The 20,122-nt window shown below is 62.0% G+C and carries 19 protein-coding genes; 10 read left to right on the top strand and 9 right to left on the bottom strand.

Annotated elements, in window-relative coordinates:
* Positions 1-7: 7 nt before the first annotated feature.
* A complete protein-coding gene (locus tag CXR03_RS11265; protein ID WP_104103840.1) occupies positions 8-574 on the top strand; it encodes a TetR/AcrR family transcriptional regulator in 567 nt (188 codons plus the stop codon).
* Between the two features lie 668 nt (positions 575-1,242).
* On the opposite strand, the gene CXR03_RS11255 is transcribed toward CXR03_RS11265, so the two are convergent.
* Positions 1,243-1,716, bottom strand: a complete 474-nt coding sequence (locus CXR03_RS11255) for a hypothetical protein (protein WP_181034559.1) — start codon at positions 1,714-1,716, stop codon at positions 1,243-1,245.
* Positions 1,717-1,965: 249 nt separating this feature from the next.
* Between CXR03_RS11255 and CXR03_RS11250 the strand changes: the two genes are divergently transcribed.
* The 6 genes from CXR03_RS11250 to CXR03_RS11220 all read left to right on the top strand — a co-directional run bounded on the left by CXR03_RS11250 (position 1,966) and on the right by CXR03_RS11220 (position 10,238).
* Entirely contained in the window at positions 1,966-2,889 is a 924-nt protein-coding gene (locus CXR03_RS11250) for an aminoglycoside phosphotransferase family protein (RefSeq protein WP_104103838.1), read from the top strand.
* A gap of 101 nt (positions 2,890-2,990) precedes the next feature.
* Entirely contained in the window at positions 2,991-3,635 is a 645-nt protein-coding gene (locus CXR03_RS11245; protein ID WP_104103837.1) for an MBL fold metallo-hydrolase, read from the top strand.
* Positions 3,636-3,747: 112 nt separating this feature from the next.
* Entirely contained in the window at positions 3,748-4,947 is a 1,200-nt protein-coding gene (locus CXR03_RS11240; protein WP_104103836.1) for a S41 family peptidase, read from the top strand.
* A gap of 1,063 nt (positions 4,948-6,010) precedes the next feature.
* Positions 6,011-6,784: a cyclopropane-fatty-acyl-phospholipid synthase family protein gene (locus CXR03_RS11230; RefSeq protein WP_104103834.1), complete on the top strand. Its 774-nt coding sequence runs from the start codon at positions 6,011-6,013 to the stop codon at positions 6,782-6,784.
* 300 nt (positions 6,785-7,084) lie between these two features.
* A complete protein-coding gene (locus tag CXR03_RS11225) occupies positions 7,085-9,634 on the top strand; it encodes a hypothetical protein (protein WP_104103833.1) in 2,550 nt (849 codons plus the stop codon).
* A 94-nt stretch (positions 9,635-9,728) separates the two neighbouring features.
* Positions 9,729-10,238: a hypothetical protein gene (locus tag CXR03_RS11220; protein ID WP_104103832.1), complete on the top strand. Its 510-nt coding sequence runs from the start codon at positions 9,729-9,731 to the stop codon at positions 10,236-10,238.
* A 129-nt stretch (positions 10,239-10,367) separates the two neighbouring features.
* Here the strand turns inward: CXR03_RS11220 and CXR03_RS11215 are convergent, their stop codons facing one another.
* From CXR03_RS11215 to CXR03_RS11205, 3 genes are all read right to left on the bottom strand, one after another.
* A complete protein-coding gene (locus tag CXR03_RS11215; protein WP_104103831.1) occupies positions 10,368-11,711 on the bottom strand; it encodes a replication-associated recombination protein A in 1,344 nt (447 codons plus the stop codon).
* Positions 11,708-11,893: an MmcQ/YjbR family DNA-binding protein gene (locus tag CXR03_RS11210; RefSeq protein ID WP_219816225.1), complete on the bottom strand. Its 186-nt coding sequence runs from the start codon at positions 11,891-11,893 to the stop codon at positions 11,708-11,710. Before CXR03_RS11210 ends, CXR03_RS11215 begins: the two co-directional genes overlap by 4 nt.
* 175 nt (positions 11,894-12,068) lie before the next feature.
* Complete coding sequence (locus CXR03_RS11205) at positions 12,069-12,260, bottom strand: hypothetical protein (protein WP_104103829.1); 192 nt, start codon at positions 12,258-12,260, stop codon at positions 12,069-12,071.
* 157 nt (positions 12,261-12,417) lie between these two features.
* Between CXR03_RS11205 and CXR03_RS11200 the strand changes: the two genes are divergently transcribed.
* Together CXR03_RS11200 and CXR03_RS11195 are read left to right on the top strand one after the other, a co-directional pair.
* Complete coding sequence (locus tag CXR03_RS11200) at positions 12,418-12,963, top strand: hypothetical protein (protein ID WP_146070488.1); 546 nt, start codon at positions 12,418-12,420, stop codon at positions 12,961-12,963.
* A 1-nt stretch (position 12,964) separates the two neighbouring features.
* Positions 12,965-13,705 carry an alpha/beta fold hydrolase gene (locus tag CXR03_RS11195; protein ID WP_104103827.1) on the top strand — a complete coding sequence of 247 codons (741 nt, stop codon included), beginning with the start codon at positions 12,965-12,967 and terminating at the stop codon, positions 13,703-13,705.
* Between the two features lie 293 nt (positions 13,706-13,998).
* On the opposite strand, the gene CXR03_RS11190 is transcribed toward CXR03_RS11195, so the two are convergent.
* Positions 13,999-14,823: an SDR family oxidoreductase gene (locus tag CXR03_RS11190; protein WP_104104114.1), complete on the bottom strand. Its 825-nt coding sequence runs from the start codon at positions 14,821-14,823 to the stop codon at positions 13,999-14,001.
* 129 nt (positions 14,824-14,952) lie between these two features.
* Here CXR03_RS11190 and CXR03_RS11185 point away from each other — a divergent pair, with 129 nt between their 5' ends.
* Positions 14,953-15,915: a YafY family protein gene (locus CXR03_RS11185; RefSeq protein ID WP_104103826.1), complete on the top strand. Its 963-nt coding sequence runs from the start codon at positions 14,953-14,955 to the stop codon at positions 15,913-15,915.
* 63 nt (positions 15,916-15,978) lie between these two features.
* On the opposite strand, the gene CXR03_RS11180 is transcribed toward CXR03_RS11185, so the two are convergent.
* From CXR03_RS11180 to CXR03_RS11165, 4 genes are all read right to left on the bottom strand, one after another.
* Positions 15,979-17,319: an APC family permease gene (locus CXR03_RS11180; protein WP_104103825.1), complete on the bottom strand. Its 1,341-nt coding sequence runs from the start codon at positions 17,317-17,319 to the stop codon at positions 15,979-15,981.
* Between the two features lie 266 nt (positions 17,320-17,585).
* Positions 17,586-18,206 (bottom strand): hypothetical protein, encoded by a 621-nt coding sequence (locus CXR03_RS11175; RefSeq protein ID WP_104103824.1) that lies wholly within the window; start codon positions 18,204-18,206, stop codon positions 17,586-17,588.
* A gap of 113 nt (positions 18,207-18,319) precedes the next feature.
* Positions 18,320-18,967, bottom strand: a complete 648-nt coding sequence (locus tag CXR03_RS11170) for an MBL fold metallo-hydrolase (protein WP_104103823.1) — start codon at positions 18,965-18,967, stop codon at positions 18,320-18,322.
* Positions 18,968-20,053 carry an S-(hydroxymethyl)mycothiol dehydrogenase gene (locus tag CXR03_RS11165; protein WP_104053997.1) on the bottom strand — a complete coding sequence of 362 codons (1,086 nt, stop codon included), beginning with the start codon at positions 20,051-20,053 and terminating at the stop codon, positions 18,968-18,970.
* Between the last annotated feature and the right edge of the window lie 69 nt (positions 20,054-20,122).

The raw sequence follows: 20,122 nt of genomic DNA, 5'->3' as shown, positions 1-20,122 counted from the left end.
TCAAACCATGACTTCGGCGGGCGCGCAGCGCATTCTTACGGCTGTGCAGGACATTCTGGTTGAGCGGGGCCTTGAAGAGGTGACGATCCGCAACGTCGCTGCAGCCGCCGGCCTCTCGATAGGTGCCGTACAGCATCACCATAAGACGAAAGACGATTTGATCATGGCGGCCATGAACGAGGTCTCCAGGCACTTCATCGAGCGGGTGGGCTCCGCAGTGCACCCGGAGGCATCAGCGCGGCAGAATCTGGACGCAGTGTGCAGGATTCTCGGGGGAGTGGACGACGAATCCCGGACCGCTTCGGTCATTTGGTTGTCCTACGCCTCGAAGGCGACAACCAGCAGCGCAGTTGCCAGCGCCCATCAGGAATCCTGGCGCCTCATGGAAGAAGGCCTGACAACACTGCTCCGGCAATGGAACCCAGACCTCACCCGGGATGACACCGCCATGCTCATGGCACTGCTCGATGGCCTAGCCATTGCCAGGGTAACCGAGACCGACCGAATGACATCCGAGCGGGCTCAGCGACTCATCGACCAATACCTCAACAGGCTCGAACCTCGGTCCTGCTAAAGGATGGGTCAGCATGCGCCTAGCTATATGTTTGGTGAGCCCAAGAGGGCCAAGAATCGGCGTCCGTGTCTAAATCGATTCCTTGCAAGCGGATAAGGCAAACTTCGCCCGGAGATCGTTTTCATCGTCCGGACTGTAACAACGATGAAACAAAGCCCACACAGGACGCCAAAAAGGGAAAAGAGATTCTCCGCAAACGCCAGCATCCACACCGAAACCAACGTTTGCACGACGGCTATTGATGCTGCGGCATACGCGAGGACGCGGCTTTTGGCGGAGGGGGCAGCGGCGGGTGTGCTGCGGCCGTGGTCTTCAGCAAGTTGTTGCCCCGAAATCACCAGCAGCTGAACTGTGAATATCAGAAAGACCCCACCCAAGATGAGGCACATCGAGAGAGCCGGCTCGGTTGAAGTGAAGTAGCCAACGACAATGGCGCCTACTAGAGCCCCTATGAGCGGTTCGTTCCTCATGGTGATCCCCTTTCAACATGCTTGGGTGGTGCTGGGTCTCCAGCACCACGCTCCAAGACTACGATGTGACGTATTTCTGCCTGAGGGAGCAGGAGTCCACCGCAACTCACCGTCACCTGGCGCGCAGACATGCTGGTCCATCAGGGGACCGGCTTACGGGTACGCTGCGCTCATCTGGCTTAGATCATCGACTCGAATTCAGGCGGTAGGCCCCATCGCATCCTCGATCGCCCTTCTGCGTTCGTTGATCTGGTGTGAGGTGTCCGGGTCGAAGGTTCTGCCGGCGGCTTCTGCCAAGTACCAGAGCATCTCGTGAAGTTGCCTAACAACTTTGAACGCCGGGAACATATCTTTCGCTGTTTCTGGATCCGCTTTCCAGCTAATTCCTTGGAAGAGGTTTTGGGAGACATGCTGCCCGGCGCCGAAGCAGTCAAAGACAGTGCATCCGTGGAAACCCCGAGGACGCAAGATGTCGTGGATGGTGCAGGAGAAGTCGGAGTTCAGGTTTTGGCAGGGAGTTCCTGCCGGCTTGTTGATGGCGAAATCCGAGGTGCGGGAAAAACCCAGAGCCGTGCAACAAAGCGCGAAGCAGTTGCCGCAATCAGGGCGCAGGGATTGCCGATCAAGGACGGGTGCGGAGGAAGCTGCGGAGTCGTTCGATGTATAGGGCATGTGATCTTCTCTGAATGAGTTCGGTGAGGGACCGGGTGCCAGGGGAACTCATGAAAGAGTTCCCCTGAAGGGCACGCGGAACCACCACCGCTCCCAAAGGAAGCGCGCGGGAACCGCTGCATCGACTCTGGATCACAGAGAAAATAAGAATGTCACTACGGCCAAACGTAGCATCGCGTCCTAACTGTCCGTTAGCGGTCGGCTTACGGACGCCGGCTTACATGCGCCAGACGCAGTAGTGTCCCCGACATGAGGATGCACCACGACGAGCTCCGAATCAGCGCGAGAACTGTGGAACAGCTGATTTCGGAGCAGTTTCCTCAGTGGAGCCACGAAGTCGTTGAGCAGATCGAAACCGAAGGAACAGTCAACGCAATTTACCGGATCGGCACTGCTCTAACGGCGCGGTTTCCACTTCGCGCTTCCGATCCCGGCCTCGTGGCTACAGAGTTGGAGAGAGAAACAACGGCGATGAAAGAGCTGCAGGTTGTCTGCCCGTTTCCGGCCCCAATGCCCGTCGCCACGGGGCGTCCAGGCCATGGATACCCATTGCCATGGATGATTCAGTCATGGCTGCCCGGCGAGTCCGCGACACAGCAAGGTTGTGCACAAGCCGAAGAATTCGCTAAGGATGCTGCTCGACTCATTCGAGCACTCCGTTCGGCACCTACGCAAGGCCGTTGTTTCACTGGACCCGGTCGCGGCGGACACCTCTCGGACTCCGACCGCTGGCTGCAAACATGCTTCCATGAAAGTCAGGAACTACTCGACGTGACTAGCCTTAGGGCTCTGTGGGAACGATTTCGGATTCTGTCGCGTACCCAAGCTGACGTCATGACGCACGGTGATCTGATTCCAGCGAACCTTCTTGTGCAGGATGAGCGCCTTTCCGGTGTACTCGACACCGGCGGGTTCTCGCCGGCTGACCCTGCTCTCGACCTTGTCGTGGCTTGGCACATGTTTGACATTGGTGCACGCTCAGTATTCCGTGATGCACTCGGGGCCGGCCTCAACGAGTGGCAACGTGGTGCGGCCTGGGCGTTCCAGCAGGCTATGGGTCTGGTCTGGTATTACCAGACATCTAATCCCGGAATGGCTCAGCTAGGTCGAAGCACTCTCACCCGTATCGTGAACGATGCTGAGCTCTCAATCACGCTTCCGACTGTGCGGTGAAGGATCCCTCAGGGTGCAGGGAGACCAGGCCCTGGGGTGATCTATTGTCAGAGCGAATGGGTGAATTACTCGAAGACACCGCAACTGGAAGGGGTTCTGGTATGGATCTAACGAAGTACGGTCATGCTTGTGTTCAGCTCACAGAGGGCGCAACTACGATCGTGATCGATCCGGGTGCTTTGACCCCGGAGCCCGAAGCCTGCCACGGCGCCGAGGCAATACTAATCACTCATGAGCATTTCGACCACCTCGATCAAGGCATCCTTGAAGCCGCTGTAGCGTCCAGGCCAGATTTGCGGATTGTTACATGTGCAGGCGTTGCCCAGAAGCTGGAGGCATCCGAGCGCGTTCGAGAGCATGTGGAAGTCATGGAGGACGGCCAGACGGTCTCCATTGGTGACTTTGAGATAGCAGCCGTTGGATCATCGCATGCTTACAGCCACCCCGACGCTAGCCCTGCGAACAACATCGGGTTCCTCATCAATGACACAGTTCTGCACCCCGGAGACGCGCTGACGGACGTTCCCGCACCCGTCCTTCTGGTTCCCGGGCAAGCTCCCTGGCTGACAGTTCCTGCCCTGGTCGAGTACATCCGTAAACGGCAACGGGATCGTGTCTATGCGATTCATGACGGGTTGCTCAACCATTGGGGGCTGCAAGTATTGGACTCCGTCCTCGATATCGAAGCCCGACGTGCCGGACTTGATATCAGACGCCTCCTCGTCGGCGAAACCGTTCATCTCTGACCTCGAATTAGAACTCCCGACCGGGACATCGCTCGTGGTCGTGGTCCCATGAGCCCACGCGAAAGCTGATCCCTGCCGCTAGGAAGAGGTCCCCATATGCGAAAGTATCTTCATGAGTGCGCAATCCGTCCCGGACGATCAAGACCATTTGGGCCGCGGCGCCGGGTATCTTTCAGCCCGGTCTTCCGGGCCGGCATGGATGCTCGATCCGGCCGATCCAATCCTCCAGCGGCACGCCGACCGCCAGTCCCTGGGACCTAACAACGCCGCCGACTACCGGAATTTCATCGATGACGCGGCAGCGTTGAAGTACCTGATGCGCACCCGCCATATCGCCGTCGTGCTCGATCCCGACAAGGCTCACGCCACCGACGGGATCATCGATCGGTGGGCCCAGGGGTTATCCGCCTCGAAGCCCACAACGTTGGCTGGCTGCGTCGGATCTTTAGGGATGGAACTAGGGAAGGCCCTCGGTGACGGGCACCTCCATGTGCGCCACGGCGAGCATCACGGCACGGAGAGGGAAACTCTTGGTGAGGACCCCGGTCCAGCGTGGGAAACGACGACGATGAACAGCATCAGGATCATCCGAGTCAGAACCTTCGACGGATCCGACGGGGTCGAATCCGTCCTTCAAGCCGGGGCAGAAAATCACGCCGAGGACTTCACCTTTCAGGACATCATCGTCGATCTGCGCGGCAACGGAGGAGGAGACGACTCCTACGTCACCTCTTGGTTCACACCCCACGTTAACGAGTCATGGACGAGGCCGTGCGAAGAGCACGGGATGACATTGTCGTCCTCGGGTTCGCCCATCGTCTACTGGAATTACGCGACGTGGTTACGGCTCAACGACCACACCGTGCCCGTAGCGTTCACTGCAAAACACCTTCGTCCCCGGCATGATGACTGCGTCATCGTCACCGCTTCCCAGAATGGTGCCAATCATTCTGGGACCACCTTGGAGCCTGGCCGCACGGAACACTGGCAGGGACGGATGATCGTTGTCATCGATGGTGGCACGGGTTCCTCTGGCGAATCAGCGGCCTTGTTGCTAAAGAACGCGTTCGACGCCGTCCTCGTAGGTGCGCCGAGTTACGGAATCATCGACTACGGGAACTCAACCCCCTATTACCTACCTACTAGCGGCATGCAAATACAAGTGCCGTCTCAAGCCAATAACTGGGGAACTGCCATCGACTTCATCGGTATCCAACCAGATGTTCCGCTTCCCGCATCGACGCCGCTCCGCGATATCACAAGTACTTTCAGCGAGCTCCACAACTCCCGAACCACTGAAACTCACAGCTGACGTCCACTGTTGCAGTTGCAGCCAGGGATCGCTTGCGGGACGCCTGATGAGGAGTCTTTCTCGGGCTGCGTCGATGAGTTCGGGTGTCATCGAGTCGTGGCATCATGCTGAACATGACGCCTCCGGAAAATCGGTTTATGTGGTTCCTTTGTGGGGGAGTTTCTGCCCTGTTCCTAGTTATGCTCTTTCTCATCACAAGTGGTGTTTTGGGCTACGTTTTTGATCCTTAGAGAATTGGGCGGCACCACGAACATCAACCGACAGTTCAAGGAAACCGGGGCGGTCTGGGTCTTCGAAGCATAGGTAAAAGGATCGGCTCAGCGGGCACTCAATTGTCCGCTGAGCCAGCGGCCTATGGACAAGGCGCTCTGGTTAGAGAGGCTTGCCGTCGAATATGCTGGCGTGATGGCACCCCGGCGGCTCGGCATAATCCTTCTATGCGTTGGTGCGGTCAATGCGTTCATTGGAACCATGTTGGTCACCCAAATCCCGGCGGAGCGAACAGGCGGCTGGCCATACGTCATCATTATGTGTGGGCTCCTCGTAATGTTTTCCGGGTATTACACAGGGAAGCGCAAGGCTTAAAACCCAAAGCCATCCGACGCGGTGGACCCCTGACCGAAGCCGATCATCAGCTCCTGGCCCTGCGGCGGGCACAACGTAGTGTGCGGACAGCAAGGTTAGAGCGGCAGGCCTCGGCGGGAGGAAATCGTGATCAAGCGGGGGAAACGTCGTTTTAACTGGCTACTTGCTGCCATTGCGGCGTCGATTGCAGGCGCTGTGGCGATGTTCTGGCGGTCGGGAAGCTGTACTGACTTCGTTGCCGTGGCGGGCAAATGCAGTCTTGGGGCGTCGCCGCCCACCATCATCTTGGCGGTACTCCTTTGGGGCCTGGCGGTGTGGCTTCTTTACGTATGGTGGAGCGACGATCGGCGAGCATGAGGCCAGGCCATGGAAAGTGGGGAGTGCCGAAACGAGCCGGTGACGCGGCTGCTCAGGGATCCATGCCGGACAAGCGGATATCCCAAGCGGTCGCTTCTATGAATCGTGAGAACATCACTGAGTGACCAACGACACTACGCTCGAGCTGCCGCCCCTGTATGAGTCCCTGACCTGGCTCACCCCGCTTTCCGAGGAACGTGCCGCACACCTTGTGGCGTTCTTGTCAGAGCCGGCGCCGGGTGAGGTGCTGGACATGGGGTGCGGATGGGGTGAACTGCTGCTTCGTGTTTTGACGTCCGCCCCGCAGGCACGGGGACACGGAGTGGACAGCGCTTCGGCATCCATCGAACGGGCGAGGCAACAGGCATTGACTCGTGGGCTGCTCAACAGAGTGACGTTTGATTTGATGCCCGGGGCAGAAGCTCAGGATGGCCCCGCAGACGCTGTCATCTGCATCGGGGCGAGCCAGATCTGGGGGCCGCCGGTAGAGGACGCACAGCCGCTCGACTACGCCGCAGCCCTGCGCGCCCTTCGAACTCTGGTGCTCCCCGGCGGCCGACTCGTCTACGGCGAGGCGATCTGGTCAGCAACACCTCATCCGGCTGCTACGGCCCCTCTGGCTGGACGTGATGACGAGTACCTGACAGCTGATGCGTTACGCGAGCAGATCCGCGCCGTTGGTTTCGAAGTGGTGGACGACGACCATGCCAGCATTCAGGAGTGGGACGTCTTCGAGGCCGGATATCGCGACAGATTCACCCGTTGGCTGGAAGCACATGATGCCCACCATCCCGCCGCTGGGCAGGTCCGTCGGCAATATGAGAAACAACGCGCTGCATATGAAGAGGGCTACCGAGGCGTACTCGGGATGGCGTATTTCTGCCTAAGGGGGTAGGAATATGGGTCGTCCACCTTAGATAGCTCCCGACGGCAGTTGTGGCATCGTAGCTTCCGAGCGGCACCCGGGCATTCAATCCGGTGAAATGCAATTCTTCAGCTGCCCTTCAAAATCCCGGCACTGAACGCAATTGTGTTTCTGCAGCTTCCCCTCACCGGAGCGGCGGAGCATTGAAAAGAAGATGCGGCAACGGTACTGAGATTTCCAAAAGAGCTGGCACGGTAATCCCGGTCCGGGCAAATACAGAATTGTCGTTAGGATTGGCTGGTTCGCACCCAAGTACCCCGGATTGAGTCCATGAGCCGCAAAAGCAAACAGCTGATCCGTTCCCATAACAAGCCGGACTTCGGTCTGCCTTGGATTCCTATCTTTCTCGGGGCTGTCACCTTGGTTATCGGAATCACCGGGTTCGTGGTTACCACGATGCAACCGGCCTCCGAGGTCCGGATCGTTGTTGAGGGCCAGCAACCATGGAATATTTCCCAGGAAACGGTCGAAGCGGCGCTTGATGAACCGGTTGCTTCCTGGCGGCCGCTGACCCTCGTGGTCACTGACCGGACACTGAGCCTTGAGGAACAGCAGGGGAACCTTGAACCGGGCACCGATATCCTGCTGAGCACCCGGCTCCCGGAACCCAACAAGGAACGTGCCCCCTACGACACGGTCAGGCAGATACAGGCCGTCGGCAAGGTGGGAATCCGTCCGGTCTTCGATGATCCGGACCAAAACCTTGTCGCAGGCCAGGACATCCACGATGCCTACCAGACCAACGTCGGGCTGGGCCACGGGCCGCTGGCCGTGGTGGCCGCGGCGCAGGAAGCCTCCCTGCAACTCTCCGACCGGTCTGACCAATCATTCTGGCCATGGCTCCTGGGTACCGTTCTGGGTCTGCTGCTGACGGCGTTCGCCATGTCAAAGGCTCTGAAGCGCCGCTCCCTGTGGGAAGCCCGCTTCCGTCGGCTTACCGCCGCTCAACGTCGTCTAGCCGGGGTGGTCCTGGATCTTGAAGCTCTGGAAGTCACCTACCGTGCCGTCGATCCGGAACAACGCCCGCCGGGGTTCACCGAAGCGTGGACCAAGGTGCGCGATGCGTCTTTAGACTTGGCCCGTACCGAGAAAGAAGTTGTTGCGGCTGTGCGCGGGCGCAGCAGCGGCATGACAGCGCGGACCGCCAAAAAGGTGGAAAAGTTCGAAACCCAGGTCTCGGACTTGGTGGCAGCAGCCGACGCTGTGATGGGGGCCGGCACCGTCATTGGAGATTTCGGCAGTGGTGAAACTACTTTTCAGCGACTGGGCGCACCGCTGGCATTCGCCGCCAGGGAACTGTTGACGCGTCTGCGCGCCGCCCCGGCCGGCGCCGTCGAGCCCCAAATGATCACCAGCCTCGAATCTGCGCTGGACTCACTGCTTGAGGCCGGCGCCGGCACGGCGGGCGGCACCGAGCCGGTTGTGCATACCTGGGAACGGGCGGAGCGCGGACTCAAACGCCAAGCGCAGACCCTCTCCCGAATGTTGCGCCATATGCTGCCCCGGCGCAGGCTGCGCCGCATGCCGGCGCGTCCCGTCGTGGTCCCGCGGCCCACCGAAGACCTGACCGTGTTGCGCACGAGCCTCGGCCTGGCCCCCCAGGGGTCCCGCCGTTCCCTGGATGCGCTGGATGCAGCAAACGCCATGGCCCGCGAAGTCTTCGGCAGGCTACCTGAATTCGATGATGCTCAGGAAGAGGCACAGACACGGCGCAGGCTCCCGGCGAATCCCAAGCTCCGCAAGGGCATCGGCAGGGGTGCCAAGGTGCTGGCCGGAATCATCCTGGCCTTCACCGCCCTCTTCCTGAGCACGATGGTCACTTTCGCTATCGATGATGCTACGGGAACGTTACCGACCGGAAGCCGGCCGCTGCAGGCGCTGAGCTTCGAGCCGGACGCCGGCGGGTTTGATGTGGAAAAGATCCGCCGCGACGTACAAGACAATTTCATGGAAGACCTCGAAGTGACGGTGGTCGCGGGGGACGCGGAGGACGACCTGCTGCTCAGTATGGATTATGCGGTGAATGCCCGGAAGTACGACCCGGAGGATCCCATGGCGAGCAGGCGCGTCGACGCCAACCATCTGCTGGAAACCATGTGGAAGCTCAAGGCCCAATACCCCCACTTGGTTGACGAGAGCACCGGAGAACTGCTCCCCGGGCAAGCGGTGGTACCCGTATATTTCTTCGATAACGGGTACACGACGGTGCCAGCGTGGTTGACTTCGGAGGTCTATTACGCAGATGCCCGCCGGATGGGCCGATTCAACTGGGATACCAGCGAATTCTTCATTAGTAAGCCCGAGGAAGCGGTGTCCGAATCTCTGGAGCAAATCTCCAAAGCCCAGCAGTGGAACGGCTACACGTGGCAGATTCGTGACTCGGACCCCCTGTTGCTGCTCCTGTTCCCGATCATGGGGATTGTCCTGTTCATCGGTTACCAGGTGCTGCGCTACGGCGGCAGCATGTCCATGCGTCTGGGCCGCTTCGGCAAAGACGCTGTCAGGTTGCGCACCGTCCGTAAGGATCTGGAGGCATTGACCATGGGGCTGGACGATTCGCGGCTCAACGCGGTGTTAATGTTCGATCGCGGTTCGGCACCGCTGGCGGCCGATAGTGACCAACGGCTTTTCGAAAGTGCGTTGGCCGTGGCTTGGCGGATGGCCGACGAACTCGCGTCCCGCCCGTTGGCCCAGCGCCTCGGCCCGGAGTACACGGATCAGATCCGCAGGTTCGAATACCTGGTCTCGGTGCTCTCGGTGCGCGATACCGATGTTGCCTGGCGCGCCCAAGCCCTGCTCGACGCCGAACGCGAGGCCTAGAACGGAACTAAGCCCGATCCTCTGCGTCCGGACGAGCACAGTTGATATCCCGGTCCGACACCAAGGTTTGCCGGCGGCCTGTAGCGTGTAGGCCATGAAGAATCTACCGCTGTCGCTCACACTTGCCGCTCTCTCCGGTGCGCTCACCCTGAAAAGCCCGGCTGACTTCTCCCCGGGGATGCGCCGCGCCTACGTCCTCGCTCCCGGCGCCGCCCTTGGCATCATCGCAGCCGCTGCCCTGCGGAGTGGCGTCAAGAAAGGGCGGAAGTTGGCTGCCGCCGGGAGAGTCGACCTCGTCACCCCGGCCGCTGCCGGTTCCAACGACGGCGCCGACGGCACCGCACCTGTCCCTTCCTATGTGCGCGCAGATGCGGGCCCGGCGCGGGTTCCGGCTTTGGCCTTGACCTCACTGGCGGCGACGGTGGGCGTCGCTGTGAGCGGGTTCCTGGCATTGAGCCTGGTGCTGGACAAGCGGATCGAAACGTGGTTGGTCAGGCGTGGGGTGGCACGGCCGCGCCTGGTGATGGCGGTAGTCACTGCCGCGAGCTCCCTGGTCCTGGACCAGGTGGCGGATTCTAAGGATTCCGGGGGCGCCCGCCAGTAGACCCGCCGTGGTGTCCCTAACCGGGCGAGGCTGAACTGCACAGGGCTTAGTTCAGCGATCAACTGAGGATTCGGATGACGACTTCCTGAATCGATCCAGAATCCTGGCTGGGGTCAGGGCCATAGGTAGTCAGGTGACTGGTCCGTTTGATGCGGTCCCGGGTAAATCTGTTTCAGAGGATCCGGGTGCCCCTGCTCGGAGCTTCGCCCAGTGGGCCAGCCGTTCGGCAATGGCCCGCTCGTACCCGCGCGCTGTGGGTTGGTAGAAGGTTTCCCTTGGCATGCCGTCGGGGAAATAGTTCGCACCCGAGAATCCGGTCTCGGTGTCGGGGTCGTACTGGTAGCCGCCGCCGTAGCCGAGGTCTTTCATCAGCCGGGTCGGGGCATTCAGGATGTGCGCCGGCGGCATCAATGACCCGGTTCGTTTCGCCGCAGCACGCGCCTTGCTGAACCCGCGGTACACGCCAACGGACTTCGGTGCGGTGGCGAGGTAGACGACGGCCTGCGCGATGGCGAGTTCGCCTTCGGGCGAGCCGAGGCGTTCATACACGTCCCAGGCTGCGAGGGCCTGTTGAACGGCCTGCGGGTCGGCCATGCCGACATCTTCGTTCGCGAACCGGGTGATGCGGCGGGCAATGAACAGGGGGTCCTCACCGCCGTCGAGCATCCGCGCCAACCAGTACAGCGCCGCGTCCGGGTCCGAACCCCGCATGGCCTTGTGCAGGGCGGAGATCAGGTTGTAATGACCTTCCTGCCCCTTGTCATATAGTGGTGCCCGTTTCTGCACCGCCGCAGCAAGCGCCGCCGTGTCCACGGGTGCAGGAAGGGCATGGACCTGTTCGATCATGTTCAGCAGATAGCGGCCGTCACCGTCCGCCATCGCAACCAGCGCCTGCCGGGCATCATCCGTCAGCGGCAGGGGCGCGCCGAGGAGATCCTCTGCCCGGGCGATGAGGGTCTCAAGCGCGGCGTCGTCGAGGCGTTTCAACACGAAGACCTGGGTTCGGGAAAGGAGCGCCCCGTTGAGTTCAAAGCTCGGGTTCTCCGTCGTCGCGCCGACGAGGACGATGGTGCCGTCTTCGACATAGGGGAGGAACGAGTCCTGCTGGGCACGGTTGAACCGGTGAATCTCATCGACGAACAGCATCGTGCCCTGGCCGACCTCACGCCGGCGCTGCGCCGCGGAAAACACCTTTCGGAGGTCAGCGACGCCGGAGAAGGTGGCGGAGAGCGGTTCGAACGCCAGATCCGTCTGCTCGGCGAGGAGCCTGGCGATCGTGGTCTTCCCGCACCCCGGCGGACCCCACAACACCATGGACACGAGCCGGTGCGCCCCCACCATCTGGCCGATCGGAGCATCCGGTGCGAGCAGATGGTCCTGCCCGACGACGTCGCGCAGGGTGCGGGGCCGAAGCCGGTCGGCCAGAGGCCGGGAGGCGTCGTCGGCCTCGAACAGGGATGGTGTGTCGTTCACGAGCGCTCCGGTTTCAGGCCACCTGCGAGGTCGTAGGAGGCGTAGATGAGGTCCTCGATCAGCTCCGGCGTGATCCCGGCCCCGGGTCCAACGGATATCCAGTGTCGCTTGTCGAGGTAATGCCCAGGCGTGATCGACTCGTGGCTTACGTCGTCAAGCGATGCCGCTGTGTCACGGGCCATCTCCTGCAATTGCGCCCCGGAGAGCATCATCGCTTGTCCCGCACGTTGAATACCTCCTTGTCAGGCCTGAACGGATGCGTCCAGAGGCGGAGTGAACCTGATAAGTAACGAGTGTACGCACGCCCGCTGGTCGAGCGGGGACCCAGTGATGGCGCCGCACCCTGGAGTGAAGCCGCTACCCCAAATCTTCTGCCGAGCGGCCGCGGCGGTACTCAAGAACGGAGCAGGTTAGGAACCCAGTTGCAGCCAGGACCATGCAAAGGACCGACGCCGGCCCCCACCATTCCGGCAGCTGCTCAGCCAGCAGCACCGCGCCCACACCGAAAACGATCGAGGCACCGAACAGGCAGCGGCTCCAAGCAGTCATATGCACAGCCTAACCGCAGCACCTTCTGGTCTTGCCATTCTCCGGCGATCGGAGGCAACCGGGAGGAAGTCTCCGCTCTGGCTAGACTCTGGGCCATGACAGTTTCCGTTCTACTGCAACCGCTAGCCGGTGCCACACGCGGAATCCGGGTGACGTGATGGCACTGCCTCATGGCCAGCTGGGCTCGTCCACTATGGGTCTGGTGGTGGGTCTCGGACTTGCAGTCGCCGGCTGGTTCGCCATTGGACCCGATCACCTCGTCTACGCGTTTGTTGTCCAGGGAGCCTTTCTCTTCATGGCGCTCCTGACTGGTCCGGTACTGGTGGACGTTGCCCGCCAGCGCTACCGGGTCAAACCGTTCGAGCCACGGATTTACACCCTGCTGGGAGCGGAGGCATTCCGGCGCTTGCTCGGCGTTGTCGGCTGGAACAGGATCATTGGGCAGATGCGTCGGACAGAGCCAGGAGCGTCAGGAAAAGCCCGCTTCCTTAGAGGCACCGAGCAGTCCGAAACCGGTCACCTTCTCGGTTTCATCGCTACCGCAGTGCTGGCCATCATGGCCGTGGCGACATCGCACCCTCGAAGTGCTGCACAGATTCTGTTGATCGGGGTGATCCTGCACTTGTATCCCGTCATGATCCAGCGCATCACCCGCTTTAGAATCACCAGCCATCGAACCAGCATGAAGGAAAGCGAACGCTGACATGGATTTCATGGATATTGACGGGGCAAAGATAGCGTTCAGGGTCACGGGTTCCGGTCCTGCGTTGCTTGCACCGGAATGTAACTACACGTGGTTTCCCGAGCTGGTGGAACTGATGGCGCGTCGATTCACCGTCATCATTGCCTCGCCCCGCGATTTCGGAGCCAGCACGCGAACTCATGGACCATACAATCCTGACCGCTGGGCCAACGACTTGCGCCAAGTGGCTCTGAACCTGGGGTTTCCACGTTTCCTGTTCTTCGGTTATTCGTTCACCGGTGCATTCGGCCCTTGGCTGGCACAGCGGTTAGCCGAGCATGGGTCTGTAGCGGCCGTTGCCGCTGGTGGTTTCCCCCTGCTTGGAGACTACGGGATCACTTCCCGCGACGTTGATGCCCAGATGGCGGAAATGGAACGCGACGAAACCCTCTGGATGCAGATTGATCACAGGTTCGATCCTCTGGCGGGTGCCATTTTCTACCGTGAGCTCGCCAGCCTAGCCCCGAATTCCCTGGTTGATAGTGCTCCCAGTCCGCTCTATTGCTTCTGGGGCGACCAGGATCATGATGCTGTCGGGATGGTCCTGCCTCATGATGAGTTGGCTGACGGTTTGAGTCGGCGGGGTGTCCCATGGAAGCAGTATCCAGGGTACGACCACGAGGGCCTCAACGGTGAGTTGCAGGTTGCATGGCCAGATGTCGAGACGTGGCTCCTGGAACAGGCCGGCGAACAGGGCCTTTGAAATGGCTGTGCCTCTTGGGGGGGGTGGTCGGGGATCCGCGCAGCCGCCGGGCTGTTGCTACGGCAAACGGTACAACCACAGCGCTCTCAATCCTGGGGTTGGATCCGGCCGCTGTCCTACCAGGGGTTGGCCTTGTTCTCCTGAGCAGTACCCTCGCGGCGTTCTTGTCCAGTTTCGTCACGAACTATCTAACGCACAGGTCGCCTGTACCGTCGATTGCCGGATCCTGACCGGTAGTGACGGTGCGGGATTCTCCGCGGGACCGACCGCAGTACGATCCTCGCAGGCCCGGATCAGGGCGTGGCCCGGAACTGATCGGCGTGTTCGTTTGCCCATTGGGCGAAGGTTCGCGGGGGCCGCCCGGTAACCTCTTCGATGGTGTGCAGGATCTGGGCAGTCTCCTTGGGCGGGTTGCTGGCCAGCTGGATGCCGAACTCGACGTAGTCCTCGTCATAACCGTAACCACGAAGCCGTTCACGTTCTGCTTCCTCACTGAGGTGCACAAACTCGATTGGCTGACCGGTTGCGCCCGCAAGCAGGCACGTTCGCTCAGCCGGAGTGAGCGCTTCGGGTCCGGTCAGCGGGTACACCTTCCCTGCGTGCCCGTCTGTGGTGAGTGCGGCGACAACGACGCCGGCAATGTCGGCTTCGTGCACGACGGCGCTGGGATAGGCAGCGAGCATGGAGACTGTGCGTGAGGCCCGCACCTCGAGGGCCAGCTCGAGCGCGTTGCCCATGAACTCGGCCGGTTGCACGATGGTCCAGCTAATGGAGCTGGTTGCCAGGGCTTCTTCGACGCTGGTGGGTGACCAGCCGCCAAGGACGGTGATCCGGTCGACCCCGGAGCTCTCGGCAAGTTGAACGATCTCCACTCCGTTGGTGAGTTCTTCGCCGTTGTCACCGCCGAACGTGATCAGGTGGACGGCGTCCATGCCTGCGAACGCTGCTTCGAGGCTGGCGCCGTCGGTGAGGTCGCCGGGCACCACCTCAACTCCGTTCGGCAGAGCGGCTTTGGCGGGGTTGCGAGTGAGGGCGCGGACCGTGTGGCCGGCTGCGTGGAGCTGGGCGACAAGGTGGCGTCCGACCTGACCGGTGCCTCCGGTAACGAGGATGCGCATGGATGTGGGACCTTCCGTCGGTGTTAGCAGCAGGGATGCGGCGATCGCTGCTCCGGACAGCAACGACGGTTTTCATCGTGGCAGGGTTTGTGGCCAATATATGTCCACAAGGTCAACTAGCCTTGCAGCATGTCGACCAGCACCCGCGCCCTCGAGTTGCTTGGCTTGCTTCAGAACCGGCGCCACTGGCCCGGGGACGAGCTCGCTCGTCGGCTGGGCGTGAGCCAACGGACTTTGCGACGCGACGTGGACGGCCTCCAGGAATTTGGGTATCCCATCACGACGACGCGGGGGACGGGTGGCGGCTACCAACTCAGCGCCGGCGCATCGTTGCCCCCTTTGGTGCTCTGCGAGGAAGAAGCTGCTGCTGTAGTGTTGGGCCTCCGTGAGATGGCCTCGGGTGCCTATCCGCTGTCGGGCGATGCGGCGGTGAGCGCGATGGCGAAGATTGTCCAGGTGCTCCCTGCGCGTATCCGCCGTCGTATCGACAGTCTGCGCAGCGTTGCCGGCCCGCGAACGGATCGTCCGCGGAACGGTATGGCAGACGTGGCCTGCCTGACGACAGTGGCCCTGGCCTGCCGCGATCATGAGGTTCTGACTTTCGTGTATGTTACGCGCGATGGCCGCGGGAGCGAGCGGACCACTCATCCGCACCGAACCGTCGCGCTCGATCAGCGTCTCTATCTGATCGCCTGGGATCAGGACCGCGCGGACTGGCGCACCTTCCGCCTCGATCGCATTCAGAATCCGACCCGGACCGGCGCTACGTTCGCCCCGCGTGCACTACCAGAGGGTGATCCCGTGGATTACGTGCACCGTCAGATGGGGTCCATGCCAGCGAAGTACCTGGTCCATGCGAGCGTCCAGGCACCAGCCCCCCGGGTGCGGCAGGAAATCGTGCACTACGGCAGAGTTGATCCGGCCGGCGACGGACGGTGTGAGGTTCGGATCGCTGCCGATTCTCTCGATTGGGCGGCGTTCTGCCTTGCGGCCCTCGGCGTCAGCTTCACCGTTCACGGACCGCCCGAAGCGATCGATTACATGCGCGGCTGGGGCGAACGCCTTAAAGCAGCGACAGTACAGGGCTCCTGACGAAGCACTTCCGCCCGTTTTGCGAACGACGCAGATATCTCGAACATGCTTCCCACTGCCCGCTCAGCGGGCGTCCACGCGTTCCTGGTGTTTGCGTCCGGCCCGGGCCGCGAGGAACAACAGGGATCCGATCACTACATACACGGCCGCACTGAGCCAAATGGTCGCGGATTGCTGGGTGAGCAATGCGATGCTCGCAATGATGGCGAGGACCGGCAGGACCCGCGGCGCTTTGAAGTGGTCGTGGTCGACTTTGTCCTTTTTGAGGACGAGGACGCTGATGTTGGCCGAAAGGAACACCAAGAGCAGGAGCAGCACGGTGGTCTCGGCCAATGTGGCGAGATTTCCGGTAAGGGTAAGGACGATCGTCAATCCGGCAATGACGACGATGGAGACCCAGGGGGTGCGGCGGCCCGGCAGCACGCGGCTGAAGGCGCGGGGGAGCAGCTCTGCTTCTGCCAGTCCGTAGCCGACACGGCTGGCCATGACCATGAACAGCAGTGCTCCGTTGGAAATGGCGATCAGGGCGATAATGCTGAAGACTCCCGGCGGGATTCCGACGCCGCTGGCGGCGACAACATCAAGCAGAGGTCCTGTGGATTCGGCCAGGTCAGTCGGCGGCAGGACGATGACCGCCCCGATCGCGATGAGGAGATAGACGACGCCGGCGGTGCTGATGGCGCCGAACAAGGCGCGGGGGTAGGCCTTGGACGGGTTGCGTACTTCTTCGGCCATGTTGGCTGCGGCCTCGAAGCCGAGGAAAGAGAAGAAGGCGACGATCGATGCGGCGAAGGCGCCTTGGAGGGGCGGTACGTCCGGTGCAAACTCAAGGAGGCGGGATGGCTCCCCGTTGCCGGAGGTAAAGACGATGGCGGCGACGACGATGACGATGATGAGACCGGTTACCTCGATGATGGAGGCGACGAGGTTCGCCCCGAGGGACTCACGGACGCCGCGAAGGTTGATCAGGGTCAGCAGGATGATGAACACGACTGCCGCGGGGGCGGCCGGAACATCGATGATCGCTGTCAAATAATCGCCCGCGAAAGCGTTAGCAAGGGCAGCGGCTGTGGTGATTCCTGAGGCCATCATCAGGAAGCCGACGAGGAACGACACATAGGGGATGCCGAAAGCCCGGTCGGCGTAACGCGCGGCACCGCCGGCGTGGGGATATTTGGTGATCAGCTCGGCGTACGTCGCGGCGGTGAGCAGAGCAACGACCAGCGCAATCAGCAGGGGTATCCAGATCGCGCCGCCGACATCGGCGGCCATGGTACCCACCAGGGTGTAAATGCCGGCGCCGAGGGTGTCGCCGACAATAAACGCGAACAGCAGCGGCGCACCAATTGCCCGCTTCAGCCCGGTTGGTGCTTTGGAGGTGGCTGTGCCGGTATCTTTCGTCATTGGACTATTGGAGTCCGCTTGCTGCCCGAAGGCAACTACTTGGCCGAAATTCAGAATGTGGGTAATCAGCGCTGGTAGGGGGCGGACTAATTCAAGCCGTTCTCTGCTTTGTGTTGTTCGACCGTGCCGGAGCTTGCTGATGCCTACTACCGAGCGGACGTTGCCGGCGATCCGGAGGCGCGCAGTATCCTCACCGATCCAACATCGTCGCCGTCGGCAACCCTGCCCGTGTCATCCGCACGAGTGGATAGTTCTGCGTCCTGACACTACGCCTCCTGATCAGGGAGCTGCGCGATGAGGTTCTGCATTTTCTTCCGGCGGCGGGGAGTCCATATCGGGTACCAGGCTGCCATCACGGTGAAGAACACCGTGGCAGCCACCCAGAACCACGGATCGTCAGGGTTGTCGATAATGAGAAAAACACCTAACCCGGCGAAACCAATGAACACGAGCATTCCGAGGCAGGCCATAAGTCGCTCTTGCCGAATTGCCTTTGTCAGTTCCGGAAGCCATTGCTCCGCCCTTGCACCTTCGGGAAGTTCGCCGGAGGACAGGGCTGTCCGGAAGTTGGTGGCGGTGGGCCAGCCCGCAGGCTTCCGGCGCTCTCGTGCCCGCTGCCATTTCGTAAACCAGAGGATGAAGGCGCTGAGGGCTATGCCCGTGACAGCGGTGAAGGTGATGCGCCCCGGTTCCAGGATCTCTCCGGTGAAGTAGTCCATGCCGAGCAGGAAAACCGTGTAGAGAACTGCGATGAGGAGAAAGAGCCCCCAGCTTGGCAGCCGGCGTAACTTCCTGATCAGGAAGCCTTCCGTGTGCTGTACTGTCGCGGGGTTTCTGGTGCCGGGGCCGGACCCGCCCGGACTCGCGGCACCTTTGGAGCTGTTCATCTGATGAGCCTAAACGGTGCAGCGGGCGATACCGGCCAGGCACGGGACCGCTGCTTCCGCGCGCCGGGGCTGATGCTCCTCGGAAGGAAACACCAGCCCCGCAGAACAGCAGGTTAGTGCCCGCGGGCGATCCATTCCTCCAGGTGCGGCGCCTCCGCACCGATGGTGGTGGAGTCGCCGTGACCGGTCAGCACCCGGGTCTCCGACGGCAGGGTCAGGAGGCGTTCGCGGATGGACTTGATGATGGTGGGGAAGTCGCTGTAGGAGCGCCCCGTGGCTCCGGGGCCGCCGCTGAACAGCGTGTCACCGCTGAACACCACCGGTGAACCGTCGCCGGGTGCGTCGGCAGCCAGCAGGAAGCACACGGAGCCGGGGGAGTGCCCCGGCGTGTGCAGGGCCTGCAGGGTGATGTCGGCCACCTCGAAGATGTCGCCGTCCTCGATTTCGTCGTCGGGTCCCTCGTCCGGGAACACGGCGTCCCAGAGCATCCGGTCCGCGGAGTGCAGGAACACGGGGGCGCTGAAGCGGTCCCGGGCCTCGCCCACGGCGCGGATGTGGTCATCGTGTCCGTGCGTGAGCAGGATCCCCTGAACCTCACGGTCACCGACAGCGGCAGCCACGGCGTCGACGTCGTGGGCCGGGTCAATGATGATCACCTGTGCGTCGTCACCGACGATCCACACGTTGTTGTCCACGTCCCAGGTGCCGCCGTCCAGCGAGAAGGTGCCGGAGGTGACGACCTTGTCGATGTTCGCGCCCATCTAGAGGACCACCACCGAACGCAGGACCTTACCGTCATGCATCTTGGTGAAGGCTTCCTCAATGTCCTTCAGGCCGATGCGCTCGGACACAAAGGCGTCCAGGTCCAGGCGGCCCAGCTTGTACTGCTCCACCAGCATCGGGAAGTCGCGCGAGGGCAGGCAGTCGCCGTACCAGGAGGACTTCAGCGATCCGCCGCGGCCAAAGACGTCCGCCAGCGGCAGTTCGATTTTCATTTCCGGGTTGGGCACGCCCACCAGGACAACGCGGCCGGCGAGGTCGCGTGCGTAGAACGCCTGCTTGTAGGTTTCGGGGCGGCCGACGGCGTCAATCACCACGTCTGCGCCGTTGCCTCCGGTGAGGGCGCGGATGGCCTCGACCGGGTCTTCTTCCTTGGAGTTGATGACGTGCGTGGCGCCCTGGGCCTTGGCCAGTTCCAGCTTCTTCGCGTCAATGTCCACCGCGATGATGGTGGTGGCTCCGGCCAGCTGTGCCCCGGCAACAGCGGCAATGCCCACGCCGCCGCAGCCGATCACGGCTACGGACTCGCCGCGCTTGACCTCTCCGGTGTTGATGGCGGCGCCGATGCCGGCCATGATGCCGCAGCCGAGCAGGCCCACCGCGGCGGCGTCGACGTCGTCGTCCACCTTGGTGCACTGGCCGGCGGCCACGAGGGTCTTTTCCGCGAAGGCACCGATGCCCAGGGCGGCGGTGAGCTCGGTGCCGTCCTCCAGGGTCATCTTCTGGGTGGCGTTATGGGTGTTGAAGCAGTACTGCGGCTCGCCCTTGCGGCAGGCCCGGCACTCACCGCAGACGGCACGCCAGTTCAGGACCACGCGGTCACCGGGGGCAACCTCGGTGACATCGGGGCCGACGGCGGAAACCACGCCGGTGGCTTCGTGGCCGAGCAGGAACGGGTAATCGTCGTTGATGGCGCCCTGCTTGTAATGCAGGTCGGTATGGCAGACGCCGCAGGTGAGGATGTCCACCAGGGCTTCTCCGGGGCCGGGATCCGGAACCAGAATGGTCTCCAGTGAAACGGGGGCGTTCTTTTCCTTGACGACTACGGCCTGAACCTTATGAACCATGAGTGCTGCCTCTCGGGGGTGTCCGGGCGGGACGCCGATGTCCGGCGCTCCGCATCCATCCTATGAAGC

Source organism: Arthrobacter sp. 08Y14 (assembly GCF_002929455.1).
Classification (GTDB): Bacteria; Actinomycetota; Actinomycetes; order Actinomycetales; family Micrococcaceae; genus Arthrobacter_B; species Arthrobacter_B sunyaminii.
The sequence above is the reverse complement of the archived record's forward strand: the minus strand, read 5'-3'. Positions and strand labels throughout refer to the sequence as shown.